The sequence below is a fragment of the Pectobacterium zantedeschiae genome (assembly GCF_004137795.1).
Lineage (GTDB): Bacteria > Pseudomonadota > Gammaproteobacteria > Enterobacterales > Enterobacteriaceae > Pectobacterium > Pectobacterium zantedeschiae.
In genome coordinates, this window is sequence record NZ_NWTM01000005.1 from 179,453 (window position 1) to 199,987 (window position 20,535).

15 protein-coding genes and 1 tRNA gene are annotated in these 20,535 nt (G+C 50.0%); 8 read left to right on the forward strand and 8 right to left on the reverse strand.

The window, feature by feature from the left end; all coding sequences use genetic code 11:
* Positions 1-63: 63 nt before the first annotated feature.
* The 3 genes from CLR69_RS20665 to uspA form a co-directional block, all read right to left on the reverse strand.
* Positions 64-1,377, reverse strand: coding sequence for an NAD(P)/FAD-dependent oxidoreductase (locus CLR69_RS20665; RefSeq protein ID WP_129713063.1), 1,314 nt, complete (start codon positions 1,375-1,377; stop codon positions 64-66).
* Between the two features lie 177 nt (positions 1,378-1,554).
* Complete coding sequence (gene gdhA / locus CLR69_RS20670) at positions 1,555-2,898, reverse strand: NADP-specific glutamate dehydrogenase (RefSeq protein WP_129709432.1); 1,344 nt, start codon at positions 2,896-2,898, stop codon at positions 1,555-1,557.
* 291 nt (positions 2,899-3,189) lie between these two features.
* Complete coding sequence (uspA, locus tag CLR69_RS20675; RefSeq protein ID WP_129709434.1) at positions 3,190-3,627, reverse strand: universal stress protein UspA; 438 nt, start codon at positions 3,625-3,627, stop codon at positions 3,190-3,192.
* Positions 3,628-4,357: 730 nt separating this feature from the next.
* On the opposite strand from uspA, the gene uspB reads away from it, so the two are divergent.
* The gene (uspB, locus tag CLR69_RS20680) at positions 4,358-4,693 is read left to right on the forward strand and encodes a universal stress protein UspB (protein WP_107169339.1); all 336 of its coding nucleotides are present in this window, start codon (positions 4,358-4,360) and stop codon (positions 4,691-4,693) included.
* A 144-nt stretch (positions 4,694-4,837) separates the two neighbouring features.
* Here the strand turns inward: uspB and pitA are convergent, their stop codons facing one another.
* Positions 4,838-6,343, reverse strand: a complete 1,506-nt coding sequence (gene pitA / locus CLR69_RS20685) for an inorganic phosphate transporter PitA (protein WP_129709436.1) — start codon at positions 6,341-6,343, stop codon at positions 4,838-4,840.
* Positions 6,344-6,621: 278 nt separating this feature from the next.
* Between pitA and CLR69_RS20690 the strand changes: the two genes are divergently transcribed.
* Both CLR69_RS20690 and CLR69_RS20695 read left to right on the forward strand, forming a co-directional pair.
* Positions 6,622-7,821 carry a BaiN/RdsA family NAD(P)/FAD-dependent oxidoreductase gene (locus CLR69_RS20690; protein WP_129713062.1) on the forward strand — a complete coding sequence of 400 codons (1,200 nt, stop codon included), beginning with the start codon at positions 6,622-6,624 and terminating at the stop codon, positions 7,819-7,821.
* Between the two features lie 92 nt (positions 7,822-7,913).
* Positions 7,914-9,518 (forward strand): EAL domain-containing protein, encoded by a 1,605-nt coding sequence (locus CLR69_RS20695; protein ID WP_129713061.1) that lies wholly within the window; start codon positions 7,914-7,916, stop codon positions 9,516-9,518.
* A 43-nt stretch (positions 9,519-9,561) separates the two neighbouring features.
* Here the strand turns inward: CLR69_RS20695 and CLR69_RS20700 are convergent, their stop codons facing one another.
* The 4 genes from CLR69_RS20700 to ligB form a co-directional block, all read right to left on the reverse strand.
* Positions 9,562-10,086 (reverse strand): Ail/Lom family outer membrane beta-barrel protein, encoded by a 525-nt coding sequence (locus tag CLR69_RS20700; protein ID WP_129713060.1) that lies wholly within the window; start codon positions 10,084-10,086, stop codon positions 9,562-9,564.
* 385 nt (positions 10,087-10,471) lie between these two features.
* Positions 10,472-10,548, reverse strand: a tRNA-Pro gene (locus CLR69_RS20705).
* A gap of 132 nt (positions 10,549-10,680) precedes the next feature.
* On the reverse strand, positions 10,681-12,360 hold the full coding sequence (gene eptB / locus CLR69_RS20710) for a kdo(2)-lipid A phosphoethanolamine 7''-transferase (RefSeq protein ID WP_129709444.1): 1,680 nt from the start codon (positions 12,358-12,360) through the stop codon (positions 10,681-10,683).
* A gap of 255 nt (positions 12,361-12,615) precedes the next feature.
* The gene (ligB, locus tag CLR69_RS20715; RefSeq protein WP_129713059.1) at positions 12,616-14,307 is read right to left on the reverse strand and encodes an NAD-dependent DNA ligase LigB; all 1,692 of its coding nucleotides are present in this window, start codon (positions 14,305-14,307) and stop codon (positions 12,616-12,618) included.
* A gap of 320 nt (positions 14,308-14,627) precedes the next feature.
* On the opposite strand from ligB, the gene gmk reads away from it, so the two are divergent.
* The 5 genes from gmk to recG are packed head-to-tail and all read left to right on the forward strand — an operon-like array spanning position 14,628 to position 20,477.
* Positions 14,628-15,251 (forward strand): guanylate kinase, encoded by a 624-nt coding sequence (gene gmk / locus CLR69_RS20720; RefSeq protein WP_129713058.1) that lies wholly within the window; start codon positions 14,628-14,630, stop codon positions 15,249-15,251.
* Between the two features lie 53 nt (positions 15,252-15,304).
* Entirely contained in the window at positions 15,305-15,580 is a 276-nt protein-coding gene (gene rpoZ, locus CLR69_RS20725; protein ID WP_005968230.1) for a DNA-directed RNA polymerase subunit omega, read from the forward strand.
* 18 nt (positions 15,581-15,598) lie between these two features.
* Positions 15,599-17,698 (forward strand): bifunctional GTP diphosphokinase/guanosine-3',5'-bis pyrophosphate 3'-pyrophosphohydrolase, encoded by a 2,100-nt coding sequence (gene spoT, locus CLR69_RS20730; RefSeq protein WP_015842293.1) that lies wholly within the window; start codon positions 15,599-15,601, stop codon positions 17,696-17,698.
* A gap of 5 nt (positions 17,699-17,703) precedes the next feature.
* Positions 17,704-18,396, forward strand: a complete 693-nt coding sequence (gene trmH, locus CLR69_RS20735) for a tRNA (guanosine(18)-2'-O)-methyltransferase TrmH (protein WP_129713057.1) — start codon at positions 17,704-17,706, stop codon at positions 18,394-18,396.
* A complete protein-coding gene (gene recG, locus CLR69_RS20740; RefSeq protein WP_129713056.1) occupies positions 18,396-20,477 on the forward strand; it encodes an ATP-dependent DNA helicase RecG in 2,082 nt (693 codons plus the stop codon). The genes trmH and recG overlap by 1 nt, the downstream gene beginning before the upstream one ends.
* Positions 20,478-20,535 lie beyond the last annotated feature (58 nt).

Consider the following 20,535-nt stretch of genomic DNA (forward strand, 5'->3'; position numbering starts at 1 on the left):
TCCATTATCATCCTACGAAGAGATTTTCCAACGGTCTTCAATGCCTGCCATAGGCTGGTATTGCTATCTCTCGCTGCGGGCTTTCCAGCGTTCGCTCGTCAGGTAGCCGTTCACGCCCACATCCAGAAAAGGGCGTGGCGGCAGGTAGTTCGCCTGTCCGAGCGATTGCATATCGCTAATCAACGGATTGTCTTCACCTAACGCCAGATCCGCCAGAATATGTCCGGCGGCAGTTTGCTTCGACAGCCCCGCCCCGTTACAGCCAGCGGATGCGAACACATTGTCGCTTAGCTGCCCCCAAATTGGTGCCCCGTTGCGTGTGACGCTAATCAGTCCTGACCACGTGTGCGCCATTTTCACATCGCTCAACTGTGGGAACATTCGAGAAAAAATAGCAGCGTGACGACGCGCGTGGCGCCCGGTTTCTACCGCACTATTGACCAACTCAGGAGCAAATTTCACATGTTCCCGAATCAGGAAACGGCGATCGCGCGTGTAACGGAGCGTCGCACTAGCTAGCGCATTGACTGGCGTCAGCCCCCAATCTGGCATATCGCCAATTCGCGCAATCTGTTCCGCATTCAGCGGCTCAGTCAGCGTCGCAAAGGTCGCTACGGCAAAAACCCGACCATTAAACAACGGCAGGCCGCGCGCTGCGCCGTTAATCGCCATCATCAGCTTATCTGCCTGAATCTCACCATAGGGCGTTTCTACGCGAATGCGCGATCCAGTTTCGATATTCAACGCAGGGGAATGGGCGTAAACCGTCACATTCTTAGGCAGATTCGCCACCAGCCCGATCACCAGCGCCGCCGGGTTTAGCAGGATACAATTGGGGGTATACACGGCGCGCTGATAGAAAGATGTTCCGAGGCGACGAGCAAGTTCGTCTTTTTCAACCACCTGATAGGGTTCGCCAAGGTCGTTCAATTCACGGACATAGGTATCGATCAGGCCGTTGAATGTAGAGCTAACAGCACAGTGATATTTTCCCGCCACGCTCCAGTCACACGCAATAGCATGGCGATCTACCTTTTCTTTCAGATGCGCCACGCCGGACTGCAAGAGGCGGCGATAAGCCGCAGCCTTTTCTAACTCCGCCGTAGAGCTGCCGATGTTATGCGGCAAATCGATGACAAAACCGGAGTTACGCCCAGAGGCATTGTCGCCAATCTCTCCCGCATCCAGCAGGATAATGTGTTTATCCGGACGCTGTTCAGCCAGACGCTGAGCAAAAGCGATCCCCGCATAGCCAGCGCCGGTCACCAGCCAGTCCGCGGTTATTTTTCCACGCTGCTGTGGGTAATTCGGTTTATCGATAAGATCTGCCAACCAGCCATTACGATTCTGATCGAAAGGAAGATGTTTGATTTTCACAATGGTGTAAACCTTGAAAAGAACGGGTTGTATCGGCAAAAGCCCGACGATACACAATGCGGATTAAGATAAAGAAAGGCAGGAAGCGGTGTCCAGCAAGAAATATCGCTAACACATAGATAAATAAGTGAAAAGTCAAAGCGCCTGCAAATACAGGCGCTCAGAAGGACTAAGGCGTTACACGACGCCCTGTGCCAGCATCGCGTCGGCCACTTTTACAAAGCCAGCCACGTTGGCACCGCGCACATAGTTCGTCTGGCTATCTTCACCACCGTACTGCACACACGCATTATGGATATCCAGCATGATGTGATGCAAGCGCGCATCGACCTTCTCTGCTTTCCAGCCCAAACGTGCCGCGTTCTGCGCCATTTCCAGCCCAGATGTCGCCACGCCGCCTGCGTTAGCCGCTTTGCCCGGCGCAAACAGCACTCCCGCATCCAGAAACGCGTCAGTCGCGGGAATCGTGGTCGGCATGTTGGCACCTTCTGCCACGGCTTTCACACCGTTAGCAATCAGCATCTGCGCCGCTGGGAGATCCAGCTCATTCTGCGTGGCGCACGGCAGCGCGATATCTACCGGTACTTCCCACGGTGTTTTACCTGCAAGGTAGGTCAGCTTCGCTTCGCGCGCGTAATCTTCCACGCGGCCATAGCGTTTATTTTTAATCTCTTCCAGCAGTGCCAGTTTCTCTGGGGTAAACCCGTTTTCATCCACCACGGTGCCGTTGGAATCCGATGCAGTGACCACACGAGCACCCAGCTCCATCGCTTTTTCAATCGCGTACTGCGCCACATTACCGGAACCGGATACCGCAACACGCATGCCTTCAAAGCCCAAACCGTGGCGTTTCAGCATCGCCTCTGTGAAATAAATCAGGCCGTAGCCTGTCGCTTCAGGGCGAATCAGACTGCCACCAAACGACAGCCCTTTGCCGGTGAATACGCATGCAGTGTTGTTAGTCAGTTTCTTCATCATGCCAGTCATGAAGCCAACTTCGCGACCACCCACGCCGATATCGCCCGCCGGAACGTCCGTATCCGCGCCCAGATGACGATACAGTTCTGTCATCAATGCCTGACAGAAACGCATGACTTCGCCCTGACTTTTCCCTTTCGGATTAAAGTCCGAACCCCCTTTGCCGCCGCCCATTGGCAGCGTCGTCAGCGCATTTTTAAACGTCTGCTCGAACCCAAGGAATTTCAGAATCGACAGGTTAACGGACGGATGAAAGCGCATGCCACCTTTGTACGGGCCGATCGCGGAGCTGAACTGGACGCGCCAGGCACGGTTCACCTGAACCTGACCTTTATCATCCGTCCACGCCACGCGAAACTGAATCACACGTTCTGGTTCTACCAATCGTTCCAGCAGGCTGTAATCCGCATAGTGTGGGTTCTGCTCCAAAAAAGGCCACAGAGTGGAAAGCACTTCATTTACGGCCTGTAGAAATTCAGGCTGATGCGGATCGCGTTGTTGAACAGAATCAAGAAAACTCGCCAGAGATACGATTTGTGCCATGAACAGCTCCTGATTGAACGAATAAGTTCCCTTCTGCTTCTTTATTTTTAGACACGTAGAAGCTTATGGGATAGGTGAAAATGATGTTGTGTCCTCTGGACTATAACACTGGCGATGGATATTTAAGCAAGCGTTTTCTTTTCAGATAAACGTTATAATCCAATGGGATAGAAAGGGTTTTTCAGCGATTCAGGAAGGGAAATTTGACATAAGTTTTTGTTATATAACAAAAGGCACAGCCAAGAAGCCGTGCCTTTCGTCACTGAAAAAAAATGCAAAAAAAGCTAATTTTTATTCGTCTTCATCATCACGCAGCGGCACGATGAGCATGTCGACATGTACGGTATTAATCAGCTGACGTGCGGAAGACATCAGTTTGCTCCAGAAGTCCTGATGGTGCCCACACAGCACGAGGTCAGCATCGTATTTCCTAATCGCATCAACCAGCACTTGCCCTAAATCGCCGCTACCGCTCAGCGTTTCGCTGATGGGATAACCCGCATTTTGGGACAGCTCGGTTAACGCATTCTGGGTTTCTTCAGAGATACGCTGTTGCATGTCACCCAGATTGACGTCGATAAGCCCCGTGTAGAGATCGGAGTAGTTCACATCGACGTGGATTAACGAGACTTTCGCATTGTACGGTCTTGCCATCGAAACCGCTTTTTCCACTAACACTTTGCTTTCTGGAGAAAGGTCAACAGCAATAAGGATGTGTTTGTAAGCCATAATAAGACTCCTTCCGTAAAGACTAATTAAGGGTTAGCAGATATTTTTCCTGCCAATCTAATACTTAACAGAGAGCTATATACCCTAAATAATTCGAGTTGCGTGACAAAACGCTAGCGTTTTGAACAACGCCAAAGCGTTGACCCTCTAGGGCAAGGCTCATTTATGGGCCTTGTAACGCGGCAACTGCGCGAATCCCCAGGAGCTTACTCAGGTAAGTGACTGGGGCAGCCAACGTGCAAGCAGCTTGAAGTATGACAGGTATAAGATAGCATTCGTCCGCGCTATTGGACTGTTCAGTCGATCACAACCTGTTTTCAAACCTGTTAATTCTATTGATAAGTGTAGTAGAAACCGCTCCTTTTCACAGTTAAATTGCGCAGCTTGTTCTTTCTGAAAGGGCATTATCTCGTCGAAAATCGTCCTTTCTCCCGATTGCAGCAGCCCCTCTGGTACAAACGAACATTCTTCTTCTACACTACAAGTAGGGAGTGGTGGGCCTGTCCGCCGCGCCCTAGGATGGGAAACGAGAATGGGGCTAGCCGTGATGCTGTTGGCTATCCAAAATGGCAATAAAATCGTGCGCAAGCGCGTGGCATAACTATTCGTCGCAGAAAAACGTCGTAGATAAGCGTCGCGGATAATAACGTTTGTCATCAGGCACAGGTAGACCACGGAAATGCGTGGCCATCGAATCTGACGAGACGAATAGAACGACCGGGAGGGAAGCATGATTAGTACATTTGCGCTTTTCTGGGCTTTATGTATCGTCTGCATCATCAATATGGCGAGGTACTACTCTTCACTACGTGTGTTACTGCTGATTTTGCGTGACTGTGACCCACTGCTTTACCAATACGTTGATGGAGGAGGTTTTTTTACATCGCACGGTCAGCCAAGCAAGCAAATCAGGTTGGTAGGTTATATCTACGCGCAACGCTATCTTGATCATCACGACCCTGAATTTATTCGCCGCTGCGAGCGGGTGCGGGGACAATTTCTGCTCACGACCGCCCTGTGTGGCCTCATTGTCATCAGCTTGATTGCTATGATGATGTGGTATTAAAACATCGTACTTAGATAATTATTGGTACTTACACAATCTCTGGTATTAACACCCTCGTTGGTATTAACAACATGAATATCGATAAAAAGTAAAAAGGCGATTCCCCACAGAATCGCCTTTTTTATGCGTTATGAATAACCGCGATTAGATCAGTTTCAATGCCAGCCAGTACAACGTACCGGACATCAGCATTGAAACTGGCAGCGTCAATACCCAAGCCAGCAGAATGCTTCTTATCGTTTTGCCCTGTACGCCTCCACCGTCCGCAATCATCGTCCCGGCAACCGCCGAGGATAATACGTGCGTGGTGGAAACCGGCATACCGGTGTAGCTGGCAACACCAATCGACAAGGCCGCCGTCACCTGCGCCGAAACGCCTTGTGCGTAAGTCATGCCTTTCTTACCAATCTTCTCACCGATGGTCACAGCTACACGTTTCCAGCCCACCATGGTGCCTAGAGACAGCGCTAATGCAACCGCGACAATAATCCAGAGAGGCGCGTATTCCACCGTCTGTAGCATGTCTTTACGCAGGTTGCTCAGGTAGCGTTTATCTTCGCCCGACGTTTCTGGCAGCTTAACCACTCGATCCATCGTGTCCGCAATGCACATCAACAAGCGGCGCACTCTGCTACGATCGTCAGGATTCAACTGGTCGTAACTTTTCAGGTTATTCAGCAGGCCCTGAGTACGCTCAATCGCGATCATCACGCGTGAACTGTCACAGTGGAACTCTTTCTGGCCGTTACCGGGAATCGTGCTTTCTGGTGCAGGAATCACTGGCGGAGACAGATCGATAACGTGCGTCAGCGCGTCACCATGCTGCTTGTAGTATTCCTGCAAATTGACAACGGCATCGCGAGTACGACTGATGTCATAGCCAGATGCGTTCATGTTGACAATAAACCCAGCTGGCGCGACGCCAATCAGCACCAGCATAATCAAGCCGATACCTTTCTGACCGTCGTTTGCACCGTGAGAGAAGCTTACGCCAATCGCCGATAAAATCAGTGCAGTGCGCGTCCAGAATGGCGGCTTACGTTTGCCGTCCTGCTTTTCACGATCGACAGGTGTCAAATGCACACGCTTGCGTTTTTTACTATTGTTCCAGAACCGACGCAGCACCAGCACCAGCAAGCCTGCGACTACCATCCCCACAATCGGTGATAGCAGCAGCGACAGGAAAATACTGATCATTTTCGGCACGTTCAACGCATCCACGACGGAGGTATCCGTCAACAGCGCATTGGTCAAACCAATACCGATAATGGAGCCAATCAGTGTGTGAGAACTAGAGGCAGGAATACCAAAATACCAGGTACCCAGGTTCCAGATAATGGCGGCCAACAGCATGGAAAAGACCATCGCCAGACCATGCGCCGAACTCACGTTCAGCAATAAATCCGTGGGGAGAAGGTGAACAATCGCATAGGCAACGCTCAGGCCGCCCAGCAGTACACCGAAGAAATTAAAGACACCCGCCATAACAACGGCAAACTCGGCGCGCATAGCACGGGTATAAATAACAGTGGCAACGGCATTCGCAGTATCGTGAAAACCGTTAATGGCTTCGTACATCAATACAAACAACAAAGCCAATATCAACATCAGGCCGGTGTAGTAATCCAGTCCGGCAAATAAATGTAGCATAAACGTTAGGCCATTTAGTGGTCATGAACGCGGCGCATTATCGGCGACAAGCGGGGGTCGGGAAAAGCAAAATATGACATTTTTTTGACTTAAAATGTGACAGCGATCGGTGAAGAAAGAACTTAATCAATAAAAATCAAATAATTATATATTTTTACTAAATTATGCAAATTGTTACGCTGGTATCGAACAAAAACCAACACTACAATTTGCCGCCCCATGGCTTATCAGCCTGCGGCAATCCAAGAAGATAAAATCACTCATCGGAGAAATGCATTGTGGAACAGTTTGACGCTGTCATCATTGGTGCTGGTGCAGCAGGCATGTTTTGTGCTGCACAGGCAGGACAACGCGGACTGCGTGTTCTACTGCTCGATAACGGCAAGAAGGCTGGCCGAAAAATATTGATGTCCGGCGGTGGTCGCTGCAATTTTACCAATATGTATGCAGAACCGGCGGCGTATCTGTCTCACAATCCCCATTTTTGTAAATCGGCACTGGCGCGTTATACCCAATGGGATTTCATTAGTCTGGTCAACAGCCACCGCATCGCTTACCACGAGAAAACGCTCGGTCAGCTATTCTGCGATGACTCCGCGCAGCAAATCGTGGACATGCTGGTAACAGAGTGCGAGCGTGCTAATGTCACTCTCCGTCTGCGTAGCGAAGTGACCTCGGTGGAGAAATCAGACGATCTATTCACCATCCACCTGAACAACGGTACATCATTCCAAAGCGCATCGCTGGTCGTTGCCTGCGGTGGCCTGTCGATGCCGGGTCTGGGTGCGACGCCGTTCGGCTACCAGCTTGCCGCGCAGTTTGGTATCAACGTGCTCCCAACCCGCGCCGCGCTGGTGCCCTTTACGCTGCACAAGCCGCTGCTTGAGCAACTGCAAACGCTCTCCGGCGTTTCCGTGCCTACCGTCGTCACTGCCGAAAACGGCGTAACGTTCCGTGAAAACATTCTGTTCACGCACCGTGGGCTCTCTGGCCCCGCTATTTTGCAGATTTCCAGCTACTGGCAGGCTGGTGAATTCGTTACCATCAACTTGCTGCCCGGCCGCGATCTTACGCAGCTTATTAATGACGAGCGTACTGCTCATCCGAACCAAAGTTTGAAAAACACGTTGGCACAGTGGCTACCTAAACGACTGGTCGAATGCCTGCAAGCGTTAGGACAATTGCCGGACGTCACGTTGAAGCAGCTCAACAGCACACAACAAACGCACATTGAACAGAGCCTGCAAGAGTGGCGCGTACAACCAAACGGCACAGAAGGCTACCGCACTGCTGAAGTGACCATCGGCGGCGTTGACACTCGAGCGCTCTCCTCTAAAACCATGGAAGCGAATGCGGTTCCGGGGCTGTATTTCATTGGCGAAGTGGTCGATGTAACTGGCTGGCTCGGAGGCTATAATTTTCAGTGGGCGTGGAGTTCAGCATGGGCGTGTGCACAGGCGCTGCCTTTTAGCAAATAGGCACTATAATAACCTCTATTCAGCGCTCTCCTTGAATTCACGGAGAAAAGGACGTCTCTACATAGGCCTCTGCTGCCAGACAGGAGATGTGGATGAGCCCCAGACTTAGTGAACATAAAATCAATATGTTGCAGTTACTGCTTGCAGGAATGCTGCCACTGCTACTCGGATTGTTGTTCACTTTTGTAGAGTCCAGATTAATGGTAAAGCGCGATTTGGAATCCACTGCGCAAATCGCTATGAATCATGCTGAGAATATTTCGACGCAAGCATGGACAATGGTGGATCGCCTCCAACGCTTTCATGGTCAACCCTGTAGCGCTATCGGCGATAAACTACAACGTCTCGGTTCAGTGTTTTCTTACTTCCGCGCGATCGGTGTTATCCATAATACCAACGTCTACTGCTCTTCGACCTTTGGCAATACATTGACGCCACTCAGCCGCGTCATTCAACAGCCGTTACCGGCCACCTATTCTGAACGCTGGAGCCTGTCGATTGCAGGCTCAGACAACGTAAAAGGACGCCCAGCGCTGATCTTCGTCCAGATGCCCATCTCAGGTTACGGGTCTTATGCCATGGTCGATGCGCAATATCTCATTGATCTTATGATTGCGATTAGCCAGATCCGTGGCTATGAACTCATTCTGCAAATGGACAACGGTCACCCAATTCAAACAGGCCCAACAATTACACCCCACACAGGCTTATTTTCTACCTCTGCACTTGAAATAAAGTCGAATCGCTTCCCGATTACCCTCTATATTACCGCCCCTGCTTCTCAGGAAATAACAAACTGGAAACAGGCATTCTTCACGTTCCTGCCACTAGCAATTATTCTCTCTGTGCTGTTCACTACGGCGATGTGGTACTGGCAAAAACGTAAATTATTATTCCGCGATGAAATCCGTAAAGGCATCGCTAACGGCGAATTTTCCGTATATTACCAGCCCATTTATGATGTAGAGTCGCGCTCTTGTACCGGAGTCGAAACATTACTACGCTGGCGGCGCAGTAATGGCCAGTGGATTAGACCTGATATATTCATCTCTGCCGCCGAAGCAGAAAGTATGATTATTCCCATCACTCGGCATTTATTTGATCTGGTCGCATCCGATATCGCCAGTTGGCAAGTAAAGCCCGGATTTCATCTGGGGCTCAACGTTGCAGCCGAGCACTTGCATCATCCAAGTTTCGTACCAGACGTCCACCGCTTTGCAAATAAAGTCGCATCGCATTTATTAAGCATCACGCTGGAACTCACAGAACGTAACCTCATCAGCAACGGTCCTGAAATCATACAGCGCCTGCATCAGTTGCGTGAGGATGGCATTATGATTGCCATCGATGACTTCGGCACCGGCCACTGCTCACTCTCTTACCTGCAAAACTTTCCGCTAGATTGTCTGAAGATAGATCAGGGATTCGTCAGTTCGATTTCATCACCGGATGAAGAAGCCCCCATTCTTGATGCCATTATTAATTTGAGTCATCGCATCAAACTTCAATCGATAGCAGAAGGCGTGGAAACCGAACAGCAACTCATATATTTACAACGACGAGGAGTCAAATATATACAGGGCTTTCTTTATGCCAAGCCGATGGACAATGAATCGCTACTCGTCTGGCTGCATTATAACGGCCATAAATCGATTGAGAGCTTTATGAATAAAAATGAAGAAGGAGAACAGAAGTAATAACCGGCAGAAATTTACCCACCGGTTTTCTATGCCAGGTAAATCAGAAACGATAACCGACACCAATATTAAAGCTGTCTACACGCGTTTCATAGATTTTCGTGCCTTCGTAGCCAATATCAATCGCCCAATTTGCTACAGGCGTAATTTGAATACCGGCACCGTAAGCAAAGCTGGATTTACTTTCACTACCCGATTCACGGACAGCATCTCCCTCTTCCCAACTGGATTTACCACGCCCAATACCCGCTAAGCCATAAACGCTGACATATTCGTTAAAGCGGTAGGATGGCCCAGCCATGAGTGAATAGTATTTCAACTTATAAACATCACTGCTTGAATTCTGATAATACTCTGTTTGCTCCGCGCTCACATAAGTGAAAGAACCAATAATGCCGAGAGCGGACTCACCCTGATAGTGATATTTTGCCGTAATCCCTTTTGGATCTTTGAAATCATCGACTTTCGCTTGAGCATAACCCAGTGATACCGTTTGTGTCGCCTGAGCAGCAGACATTCCCATAGTGCAAGCAATCAGAGAGGAAAGCAGCAGAGTTGTTTTTTTCATGATAGAAACATCTTCCATGTTTGAATAAAAAGACGATTTCAACAAAGCGAACATATAACTATCGCGCATGTTGACCGCACACAAACTTACATTTAAATACAGCCAGGTAAAGTCAGTCTTATTTTCAAACAACCAGAATGATAATTATTTTAATCATTAAAAAACAAAAAGATAAATATTATTAAGGGTAATTATTGAGCTATTCTTCACTCTATTTTTGGGAAAATTCCGAACCAAAGGCAAGGGAAATATGCCAACGTTAGACATCACAACATGCAGGGGTAAACCCTATTTTCATAAAGGATTATTTTTGTAATAGCATTTGTATTAACAGACGATGTTGAAGCAGGAGAAAAAGAGGGAATGATTTACTGGGGAAGAAAATTGGTCGGCGAGAGAGGATTCGAACCTCCGACCCACTGGTCCCAAACCAGTTGCGCTACCAAGCTGCGCTACTCGCCGAATGCGGGCGCATATTACTGCTACCCTATTGAAGCGTCAATCCCTTTTTTAACAAAAGGATTTCGGCTGCCGTTAAAGTATCCACTCCTTGTATTTGCAGCCTGAAACAGACGTCCTTGTCCGTGACACATATCAATTAGCAGGTTTCTGGCACCAGTTATTTTTAGGGTTAATACCGCCGTCAGGCGACGTGTATCCCAGGCATCCAAGAACCGTGTCAAACAGCTCTTCATGACGATGTGTTTTGCCAACGCTCTGTTGCGCTTTCAACTGCTCAAACGCTTGCAGGTTATCGGGGTCAGCCAGAAATTTATCCGATGTCCATACCATCATCGGTGAACGGAACTGCTCAGGCGGAGCCATCTGACGCGGTGTGCCATGCAAATGGTAGTTATCATCGATCGATTCACCATGATCGGAGGAATAAAACACAATCGCTTTCTTATCCCGCACCTGATCGATCACGCTATCAATAAAGCTATCGGTATAGAGAACGCTATTATCAAAAGCGTTGATTAACTGCTCACGCGTACAGGATGCATCAACACCCATACACTCGGGCTGATAACGCGCATAGCTACGGGGATATCGCATGGAATACAGGTAGTGAGAGCCTTTGGTATGCAGCACAATTAAATGTTTGCCTTTAGGGTAACGAGCCAGCGATTCCTTGACCTCATCAACCAGCAACATATCCTGCACCGATTTTCCGTCATTGTGTTTCTCTGACGCAATCATTTCGCGGAAAGAATAGTTATTCGCCTCAATGCTATTGTAAAACCATACCTCACTTTGCATAGCAAATAGTTCGGAGGTAAAGCCCAACTCTTTCATCACGGAAAAGACGTTCTGTTCTTTCAGCGTTCGTTGCGGGTTGTCTTCCGCACCGCCTTCTCGCACAAACATACAGCGCATGGAAAGCTTGGTTGAGGTATCACACGATTGGCCACGGAATGCGACCAGATTTTTTTCTTTTGATAGCTTTGGCGTCGTATCTCGCTCGTAGCCAAGCAGCCCCATATGATCCCAGCGGGTCGTTTCACCAATAATGAAAACCACGTAGGTATCATCAATGCCTTTCGGTGGTACATAGGTAAAATGCTGAGCTGGATCGAAAAGATTGGAAGAATCCTGACTCTCATCATACTTGGTGTACGCAAACAAACCTAATGCAGACAACCAGTTAGAAGGCAGATAAGAGTGAGCCACTACGCCGCCATAGCTGGGTAAATCCACATTGGATTCTCGCTCGGAGACTGACTGAATGTTGTCCATATAGCGAAGTGGCATCCAAACCAACGCAACAACAGCCACAAGGACCAGAAGAGGAATCAAACGCTTTCCCGGTGATCTAAGCTGTTCGATTAGCGTATGACGCAGCGAGTTTTTCCAGATCAAAAACAGCGGTAGCGCACTCACTACCAACATCCATAGTACAAAACGAAAACCAATAACTTCTTTGGAAAGATCAATATCTGTGGTCATGACCGCTGCAATAATGCCATAGCCAATCACGACATTAAAAAACGTCATGTAATAGCTTGCCGCAACGGAAATTAGCACTAAGAAAGAAGCAATAACTCGATAAAAACGGCGTCCTCCGAGTGAGATAATTCTCATCAGGAAAAAGGTGAATAATATACTCGCGGTCAATTCGACAAGAGCGGGAATAAATGTTGGAACCTGGCTACCGGCAGAGAGTGAAAAATAATCAAAACGCCGATAATACACTGAGATATTGAGAAAAAGACCAATGTAGATTGCCAGGACAAACGATAACTTGGGTTGCGAAAAAGATGCTACAAACTTCATTATGACAAGTGCTCCAACAAAACCTTTCTTATTATCTGAAGCTATACGACAACATCCCTATGCCTGAGTTCAACGGAAATAATCAGCGTCTCAGGCATTTTTATATCGCAAAACAGCAAATAGGCTTACATCATTTAATTCGTAAATTTTACTTATGGTTGAGTAGGAAAAACAGAAAAAATGGCCCTTTTACGTGAATAATCCACGAAAAAATAAAAATTGCTCTCCCAAAGCTTCCTGAAAGATCACCACAACTTACCGATGCATTCCTTCACGATCTAATCGAGCAATGAATTCCATCACGATTGGGTGATTCAGAAACGCCATAATCTCTTCTGCACGTCGTTCCCCAATGCCTGAGAACTGTCGCCATTGCTGCGCCGTCCGCTGCTGTAACGCCAGCCAATCTACATTGTCCAATGCGCTAATTGCGGAACGTGGAACGGGGATACCTAACGCCAGTAACCAGCGAGATAGCGGCATCTGCCGAGCCGACTGTAAACTCTTATAGATATCTCTCGCTCTTTTATCACCTATGCCATCGACCGCATTAAGCTGCGCCTCCGTTAGAAATAACCATGACAGCACATCTTCCAGTAAATCATGTTGCATCAAGCGCAGCCATATTCCGTCACGCACTCCCGCCAGATTTAAACCGTACTCTCCACTCAGCCAAACTAAGCGCGCCAGAAATTGCTGCTGGCAAGCTGAACTATACCGAAAACAGCTAAAAATATGGAAATCATGTTCACGGGGGGAAACGATGGCAGGCCGTTCAGTCCCCCGCCATACCACATCGTCCAGACGTGGAATCCCCTGCCCAGCCAAGCTGACGCTCACCCGATCGCCGGGCATCACATCCCATTGTTTCCAACGAGACAACGAGCCTACATTCACTCGACTAACCGATTTATCATCCAATTTCAAAGGACTAAGCTTCAACACCACTGCGATCTTCCCCGTACGCCCGACAGAAAATGCCACATCGGTAACTTCCGCAACCTGATGAACAGGTGGATATTTCCATGCGATCGCCCAATCGGCAGAGGTGTTACGCCAATAGCGCCCCTGCGGCTCTTTAGTCTGGCGGATAACCACGCCATCCGTCACGAAGGGTAGCGGGCTGTGATACCAGTGATCGCGCCATTTCTCCGCGTCGGCGAATGACCCAATAGCATGGGTATAGTCCTCCGTCATGGCAAACCCCATTTCCTTCAATTTATCCAGACGTTCCGCCATCACTTTTGGGCCATCCGGCCATTCCCAGACAAAAAAGCCAATCTGCGACAACACGGGAGAAGGCTGATGACGACGCATTTCACCGGCCACTATCGAGCGTGCATTAACACCCCCCTGAATATCCTGTCGATGATCGCTCACCTTCAGGAAAAGCTCCCCTTGTAATACCAATGAGGAAGGTGCTTCGGTTAATAAATGAGGAATTCCCGGAATCAGGCGAGCTTTCTCCGTCCAGTCTTCACCTTGCAGACCGTTACCTCGGCTAACCGCAGACGTGAGTCTGCCATGCTGATAAACCAGCGTGACGGCAACACCATCAACTTTGGGCTGAATCCATAAATCCTCACGCTGTGCGATCCATTGCACCAACTGTCCGTGATCGGACAATTTTTTTAATCCCGTGTGGGCAACAGGATGGGGGTGTTTACCATTATCGGGTAACCGGGCAGGAATCGCATTTTGGGGCTGAAAACAGCCCTGCCACTGGGTTAACTGTTCCCGCAGTTGATCATAAACGTCATCCTCTATCGGGCTTTTCCCTTCGATGTAATACACATCATCCCACTGATCTAATTGCTGGCGTAATGCAGCAATTTCTTTGCTTGAACGCGTGTTATCCCAATCGGGGCAAACTTCGGCCGCAGCAGCAAAACCGCTGATGCCCTCAACAACAATAATGATCAAAAATGCGTTTTTCCTGAGCCACATAAAATCTCCAGCTATCCATAGCGAATGGCCGCAGTACATAGCAACAGAGGGAAAAATACGAGGCGAAAAAAGAAGAAATGCCAAACGCGCCGCAAGATGATTTATCGTTTGCAGCTTCTGGGAAAAAGACGGGAACGCGCTTCACAATCTAAAAAAGAAACGTTGGCAAAAGATTTTCCCGATGGCATAACGAAAAAACAGTTAGCGGAGAATTTATCGTAGCGCGACTGATGACATATTGGCGTGTATAATGCGGGGATATGAGCATTTTCCTGCTGCATATCTACATTCATCATCGTAACCGTTAATAAAACTTCATTATGGCTCAAGGCACGTTATATATCGTTTCTGCTCCCAGCGGGGCCGGGAAATCCAGCCTGATTCAGGCGTTATTAAAAACTCAGCCGCTTTACGACACTCAGGTATCAATTTCGCATACCACACGAGCGAAACGACCGGGAGAAAACCACGGCGAGCACTATTTCTTCGTCGAAGTCGATGAATTCAAGCGTATGATTCAGGATAGTGAGTTTCTGGAACACGCGGAAGTCTTCGGTAATTACTACGGTACATCCCGACCTGCGATTGAGCAGGTGTTAGCGACAGGCGTTGATGTTTTTCTGGATATCGACTGGCAGGGTGCTCAGCAAATTCGGGCGCAGATGCCGCACGCACGCAGTATTTTCATTCTGCCGCCGTCAAAAGAAGAACTGGCTCGCCGTCTGCGTGGACGTGGACAAGACAGTGATGAAGTCATTGCTCGTCGTATGTCACAGGCCGTGGCTGAAATGACGCATTACGGCGAGTATGATTACCTGATTGTAAATGATGATTTCGATCTGGCTCTGCTCGATCTGAAAACCATTATTCGCGCCGAACGTCTGCGTTTGAGCAGACAAAAAGTTCGGCATGATGCATTAATCACCAAACTATTGGCAGACTGACGCCTCTTTCAGTATGATGCCCAGTCATTTTATTTCCTGTGGAGTAGCACATTATGGCACGCGTAACTGTTCAAGACGCTGTAGAGAAAATTGGTAACCGTTTTGACCTGGTGTTGGTCGCTGCTCGTCGCGCCCGTCAAATCCAGACTGGCGGCAAAGATCCGCTGGTTCCTGAAGAAAACGATAAGTACACCGTGATCGCACTACGTGAAATCGAAGAAGGTCTGATCAACAACCAGATTCTGGATGTTCGTGACCGTCAGGAACAGCAAGAGCAGGAAGCCGCAGAGATTCAGGCGGTTACCGCGATTGCTGAAGGCCGCCGTTAATCACACCACGAGTCGCCCTTGTACATTTTTGAAAGCCTTAATCTGCTGATTCAACGTTATCTGCCAGAAGATCAGATTAAACGTTTACAGCAGGCTTACTTAGTTGCACGTGATGCTCACGAGGGGCAGACTCGCTCCAGCGGTGAACCCTATATCACACACCCTGTTGCCGTCGCCTGTATTCTGGCGGAGATGCGTCTCGATTACGAAACGCTGATGGCAGCACTGCTGCATGATGTCATAGAGGACACCCCCGCCACCTATCAGGACATGGAACAGCTTTTTGGTAAAAGCGTTGCTGAACTGGTAGAGGGCGTTTCCAAGCTGGACAAACTGAAGTTCCGCGATAAGAAAGAAGCGCAGGCTGAAAACTTTCGCAAAATGATTATGGCAATGGTGCAGGACATTCGCGTCATCCTGATCAAGCTCGCAGACCGTACCCATAACATGCGCACGCTGGGCTCATTACGCCCGGATAAACGTCGCCGCATTGCCCGCGAAACACTGGAGATATACAGTCCGCTGGCACACCGACTGGGTATCCATCACCTCAAAACCGAGTTGGAAGAACTGGGCTTTGAAGCGCTCTATCCGAATCGTTATCGCGTAATTAAAGAGGTCGTTAAGGCCGCTCGCGGTAACCGCAAGGAAATGATTCAGAAAATCCTGTCGGAAATCGAAGGGCGTTTGACTGAAGCCGGGATTGCCTGCCGCGTAAGCGGTCGCGAAAAACACCTGTACTCTATCTACTGCAAAATGCACCTGAAAGAACAGCGTTTTCACTCCATCATGGATATCTACGCGTTTCGGGTCATCGTCAAAGAGTTGGATACCTGCTATCGCGTGCTCGGTCAGGTTCACAGCCTGTATAAGCCGCGCCCAGGCCGGGTGAAAGATTATATCGCCATTCCTAAAGCCAACGGCTATCAATCGCTGCACACATCTCTGATTGGCCCGCACGGCGTGCCAGTCGAAGTACAAATTCGCACCGACGACATGGATCAAATGGCGGAAATGGGTGTGGCCGCGCATTGGGCTTATAAAGAAGGCGAGAGCAGCACCACCGCACAGGTGCGCGCCCAACGCTGGATGCAAAGCCTGCTGGAACTTCAGCAAAGCGCCGGCAGCTCGTTTGAATTTATTGAAAGCGTTAAGTCCGATCTCTTCCCTGACGAGATGTACGTCTTTACGCCGGAAGGCCGCATTGTGGAACTCCCCGCAGGCGCGACGCCCGTCGATTTCGCTTACGCAGTACACACAGACATTGGCCACGCCTGCGTCGGTGCACGCGTTGACCGTCAGCCTTACCCGCTGTCACAGTCACTCACCAGCGGCCAAACCGTTGAGATCATTACCGCGCCGGGTGCAAGACCGAATGCCGCGTGGCTTAACTTCGTGGTTAGCTCCAGGGCGCGCTCCAAAATTCGCCAGATGCTGAAAAACCTCAAGCGTGATGATTCCGTGAGTCTCGGTCGCCGTTTGCTGAACCACGCATTAGGCAACGGTCGCAAACTCTCCGATATCCCTGAAAAATCTATTCAGCTTGAGCTCGATCGTATGAAGCTCGCTACGCTGGACGATCTGATGGCGGAAATTGGTATGGGTAATGCCATGAGCGTCGTCGTGGCGAAAAATCTGCTGAATGAGCAATCTGAGCTGGGAACGACAGGGCTGCGCAAACTGCCGATCAAAGGCGCAGATGGCGTTATGATCTCCTTTGCCAAATGTTGCCGCCCCATCCCCGGCGATCCGATCATTGCCCACGTCAGCCCCGGTAAAGGGCTGGTTATTCACCATGAGTCCTGCCGCAACATTCGCGGCTATCAGAAAGAACCTGAAAAATTCATGGCCGTAGAGTGGGATAAGGTAACGGAACAAGAGTTCATCGCCGAAATCAAAGTGGATATGTTCAACCATCAAGGCGCACTGGCGAACCTGACGGCAGCGATCAACGCCGCGAATTCCAATATTCAGAGCATCAATACGGAAGAAAGAGACGGCCGCGTATACAGCGCCTTTATCCGCCTCACTACCCTCGATCGCGTTCATCTGGCTAACATTATGCGTAAGATTCGCGTGATGCCGGATGTCATCAAAGTTAACCGTAACCGAAATTAATCGTCATGACCCCTCAACGTTATGCACGCATAAAAGAAATGCTGAACTGCCGTCAGCCCGATCTGACGATTTGCATGGAGCAGGTGCATAAACCCCATAATATCTCTGCCGTTATCCGTACCGCGGATGCCGTTGGCGTACATCAGGTCCATGCGATTTGGCCGACCAGTCGGATGAAAACGCTGGTTTCCTCCGCCGCGGGCAGTAATAGTTGGGTAGAAGTTAAAACCCATCGCACCATACATGATGCGGTAGGCCATCTGAAGGATGGGGGGATGCAAGTTCTGGCGACCAATTTGTCTGAACACGCCGTCGATTTTCGGGAAATTGATTACACCCGCCCGACCTGTATTCTGCTCGGACAAGAAAAAACCGGTATAACTGCCGAAGCGCTAAAACTGGCCGATCGTGATATCATCATTCCGATGACTGGCATGGTGCAGTCACTGAATGTCTCGGTGGCCTCAGCGTTAATCCTGTATGAAGCCCAGCGTCAACGCCAAATCGCCGGCATGTACCAGCGTGAAGATAGCCCGCTGGATGAAGAAGAGCAGCAGCGCCTGCTGTTTGAAGGGGGTTATCCCGTACTGGCACGAGTCGCAAAACGCAAAGGGCTACCCCGTCCCTATATCGACCATCAGGGTCAGATTATAGCGGATACCCCGTGGTGGGCCGCGATGCAATCGTCGGAGTGCTGATGAAAGGCCGCCTGCTGAACACCCAACCGCTGAGTACACTTGCCGGCGTGGGTGCGAGCCAGGCAGCAAAACTCGCCCGACTCGGGCTGGAAACCGTGCAGGACCTCCTGCTGCACTTGCCTTTACGCTACGAAGATCGCACACATCTTTACCCGATTGGCGACCTCCTTCCCGGTATGTATGCCACCGTAGAAGGGGAAATCCTACGAAATGACATCACCTTTGGCAGCCGTCGCATGTTGACCTGCCAAATCAGCGACGGCAGCGGCATGCTGACCATGCGCTTCTTCAATTTCAGCGCAGCGATGAAAAATAGCCTCGCGCCAGGACAGCGCGTTACCGCGTACGGTGAAATCAAACGCGGGAAAATCGGTGCGGAGATCATCCATCCTGAATATCGTGTTCAGGGGGACAATACGCAGGTTGAGCTACAAGAATCACTCACACCCGTTTATCCCTCCACCGAGGGCATTCGTCAGGCAACCCTGCGCAAGCTCACCGATCAGGCGCTGGAGCTGCTCGCCGCAAACCGCATCGATGAATTACTGCCTGAATCCCTAAGCCGATCGCTAATTAGTCTGCCGGATGCGCTGCGCACGTTACATCGTCCCCCACCGGATATGCTGCTCAGCGAGCTTGAGCATGGAAAACACCCGGCACAGCAGCGGCTGATTATGGAAGAACTGCTAGCGCATAACCTGAGTATGCTCGCCGTGCGGGCAGGGGAACAGCGGCATAAAGCCTCGCCGCTACAGGCACAAGACAGCTTGAAAAAACGCCTGCTCGCCGCCCTACCGTTCAAACCCACGCAGGCACAAGATCGTGTTGTGGCTGAGATTGAAACGGATATGGCGAAAGATTTCCCGATGATGCGTCTGGTACAGGGCGATGTAGGTTCAGGAAAGACGCTGGTTGCCGCACTGGCCGCATTGCGTGCTATTGCCAACGGCAAACAGGTCGCTCTGATGGCACCAACAGAGCTATTGGCCGAACAACACGCCCATAATTTCCGCCAGTGGTTCGAACCATTAGGGCTTGAAGTCGGCTGGTTGGCTGGCAAACAAAAAGGAAAAGCGCGTCAGGCGCAGCAGGACGCTATCGCTAACGGTCAGGTTTCCATGGTTGTCGGGACGCACGCCATTTTCCAGCAACAGGTGAAATTCAACGGCCTGGCATTGGTCATCATTGACGAACAGCATCGCTTTGGCGTTCATCAACGCCTTGCCCTGTGGGAAAAAGGCGAAGAACAAGGCTTCCATCCCCACCAGCTGATTATGACAGCCACCCCGATCCCCCGTACGCTGGCGATGACGGCCTATGCCGATCTGGATACATCCGTCATTGATGAGCTGCCGCCGGGCAGAACCCCCGTCACCACCGTCGCCATACCGGATTCACGCCGTAGCGACATCATCGAACGGGTGAATAGCGCCTGTCAGCAAGAAGGTCGGCAGGCCTATTGGGTGTGTACGCTGATTGAAGAATCCGATCTTCTGGAAGCCCAAGCAGCAGAAGCCACCAGCGAAGAGCTAAAGGCAGCGCTGCCGAATCTCAAGGTTGGATTGGTCCACGGCCGCATGAAAGCACAGGAAAAACAGGCGGTGATGCAGGCCTTCAAACAGGGGGAACTGCAACTACTAGTGGCAACAACCGTCATCGAGGTCGGTGTGGATGTCCCCAACGCCAGCCTGATGATCATTGAGAACCCGGAGCGTCTGGGTCTGGCTCAGTTGCACCAGTTGCGCGGACGTGTCGGGCGCGGTGAAGTGGCCTCTCACTGTGTGCTGCTCTACAAAACACCGATGAGCAAGACTGCACAAAAACGACTCCAGGTTCTACGCGATAGCAACGATGGCTTTGTTATCGCTCAACGCGATCTGGAAATTCGCGGACCGGGTGAATTATTAGGTACGCGGCAAACAGGCAATGCCGAGTTCAAAGTGGCAGACCTCCTACGCGATCAGGAACTGATTCCACAGGTGCAGCGCGTTGCCCGCCATCTACATGAGCACTATCCCGAGCATGCTATTGCGCTAATTGAACGTTGGCTACCCGAACGCACACGCTACACCAACGCCTAATCGCAGCAGCGCATTCTTCATTCCCCCCCCTAAAATTATCCATTTAAATAACAAGGTC

Coding starts and splice junctions, on each gene's coding strand:
- gdhA (WP_129709432.1), bottom strand. CDS start 2,898: ATGGCACAAATCGTATCTCTGGCGAGTTTTCTTGATTCTGTTCAACAA.
- uspA (WP_129709434.1), bottom strand. CDS start 3,627: ATGGCTTACAAACACATCCTTATTGCTGTTGACCTTTCTCCAGAAAGC.
- uspB (WP_107169339.1), top strand. CDS start 4,358: ATGATTAGTACATTTGCGCTTTTCTGGGCTTTATGTATCGTCTGCATC.
- pitA (WP_129709436.1), bottom strand. CDS start 6,343: ATGCTACATTTATTTGCCGGACTGGATTACTACACCGGCCTGATGTTG.
- CLR69_RS20695 (WP_129713061.1), top strand. CDS start 7,914: ATGAGCCCCAGACTTAGTGAACATAAAATCAATATGTTGCAGTTACTG.
- CLR69_RS20700 (WP_129713060.1), bottom strand. CDS start 10,086: ATGAAAAAAACAACTCTGCTGCTTTCCTCTCTGATTGCTTGCACTATG.
- eptB (WP_129709444.1), bottom strand. CDS start 12,360: ATGAAGTTTGTAGCATCTTTTTCGCAACCCAAGTTATCGTTTGTCCTG.
- ligB (WP_129713059.1), bottom strand. CDS start 14,307: ATGTGGCTCAGGAAAAACGCATTTTTGATCATTATTGTTGTTGAGGGC.
- gmk (WP_129713058.1), top strand. CDS start 14,628: ATGGCTCAAGGCACGTTATATATCGTTTCTGCTCCCAGCGGGGCCGGG.
- rpoZ (WP_005968230.1), top strand. CDS start 15,305: ATGGCACGCGTAACTGTTCAAGACGCTGTAGAGAAAATTGGTAACCGT.
- trmH (WP_129713057.1), top strand. CDS start 17,704: ATGACCCCTCAACGTTATGCACGCATAAAAGAAATGCTGAACTGCCGT.
- recG (WP_129713056.1), top strand. CDS start 18,396: ATGAAAGGCCGCCTGCTGAACACCCAACCGCTGAGTACACTTGCCGGC.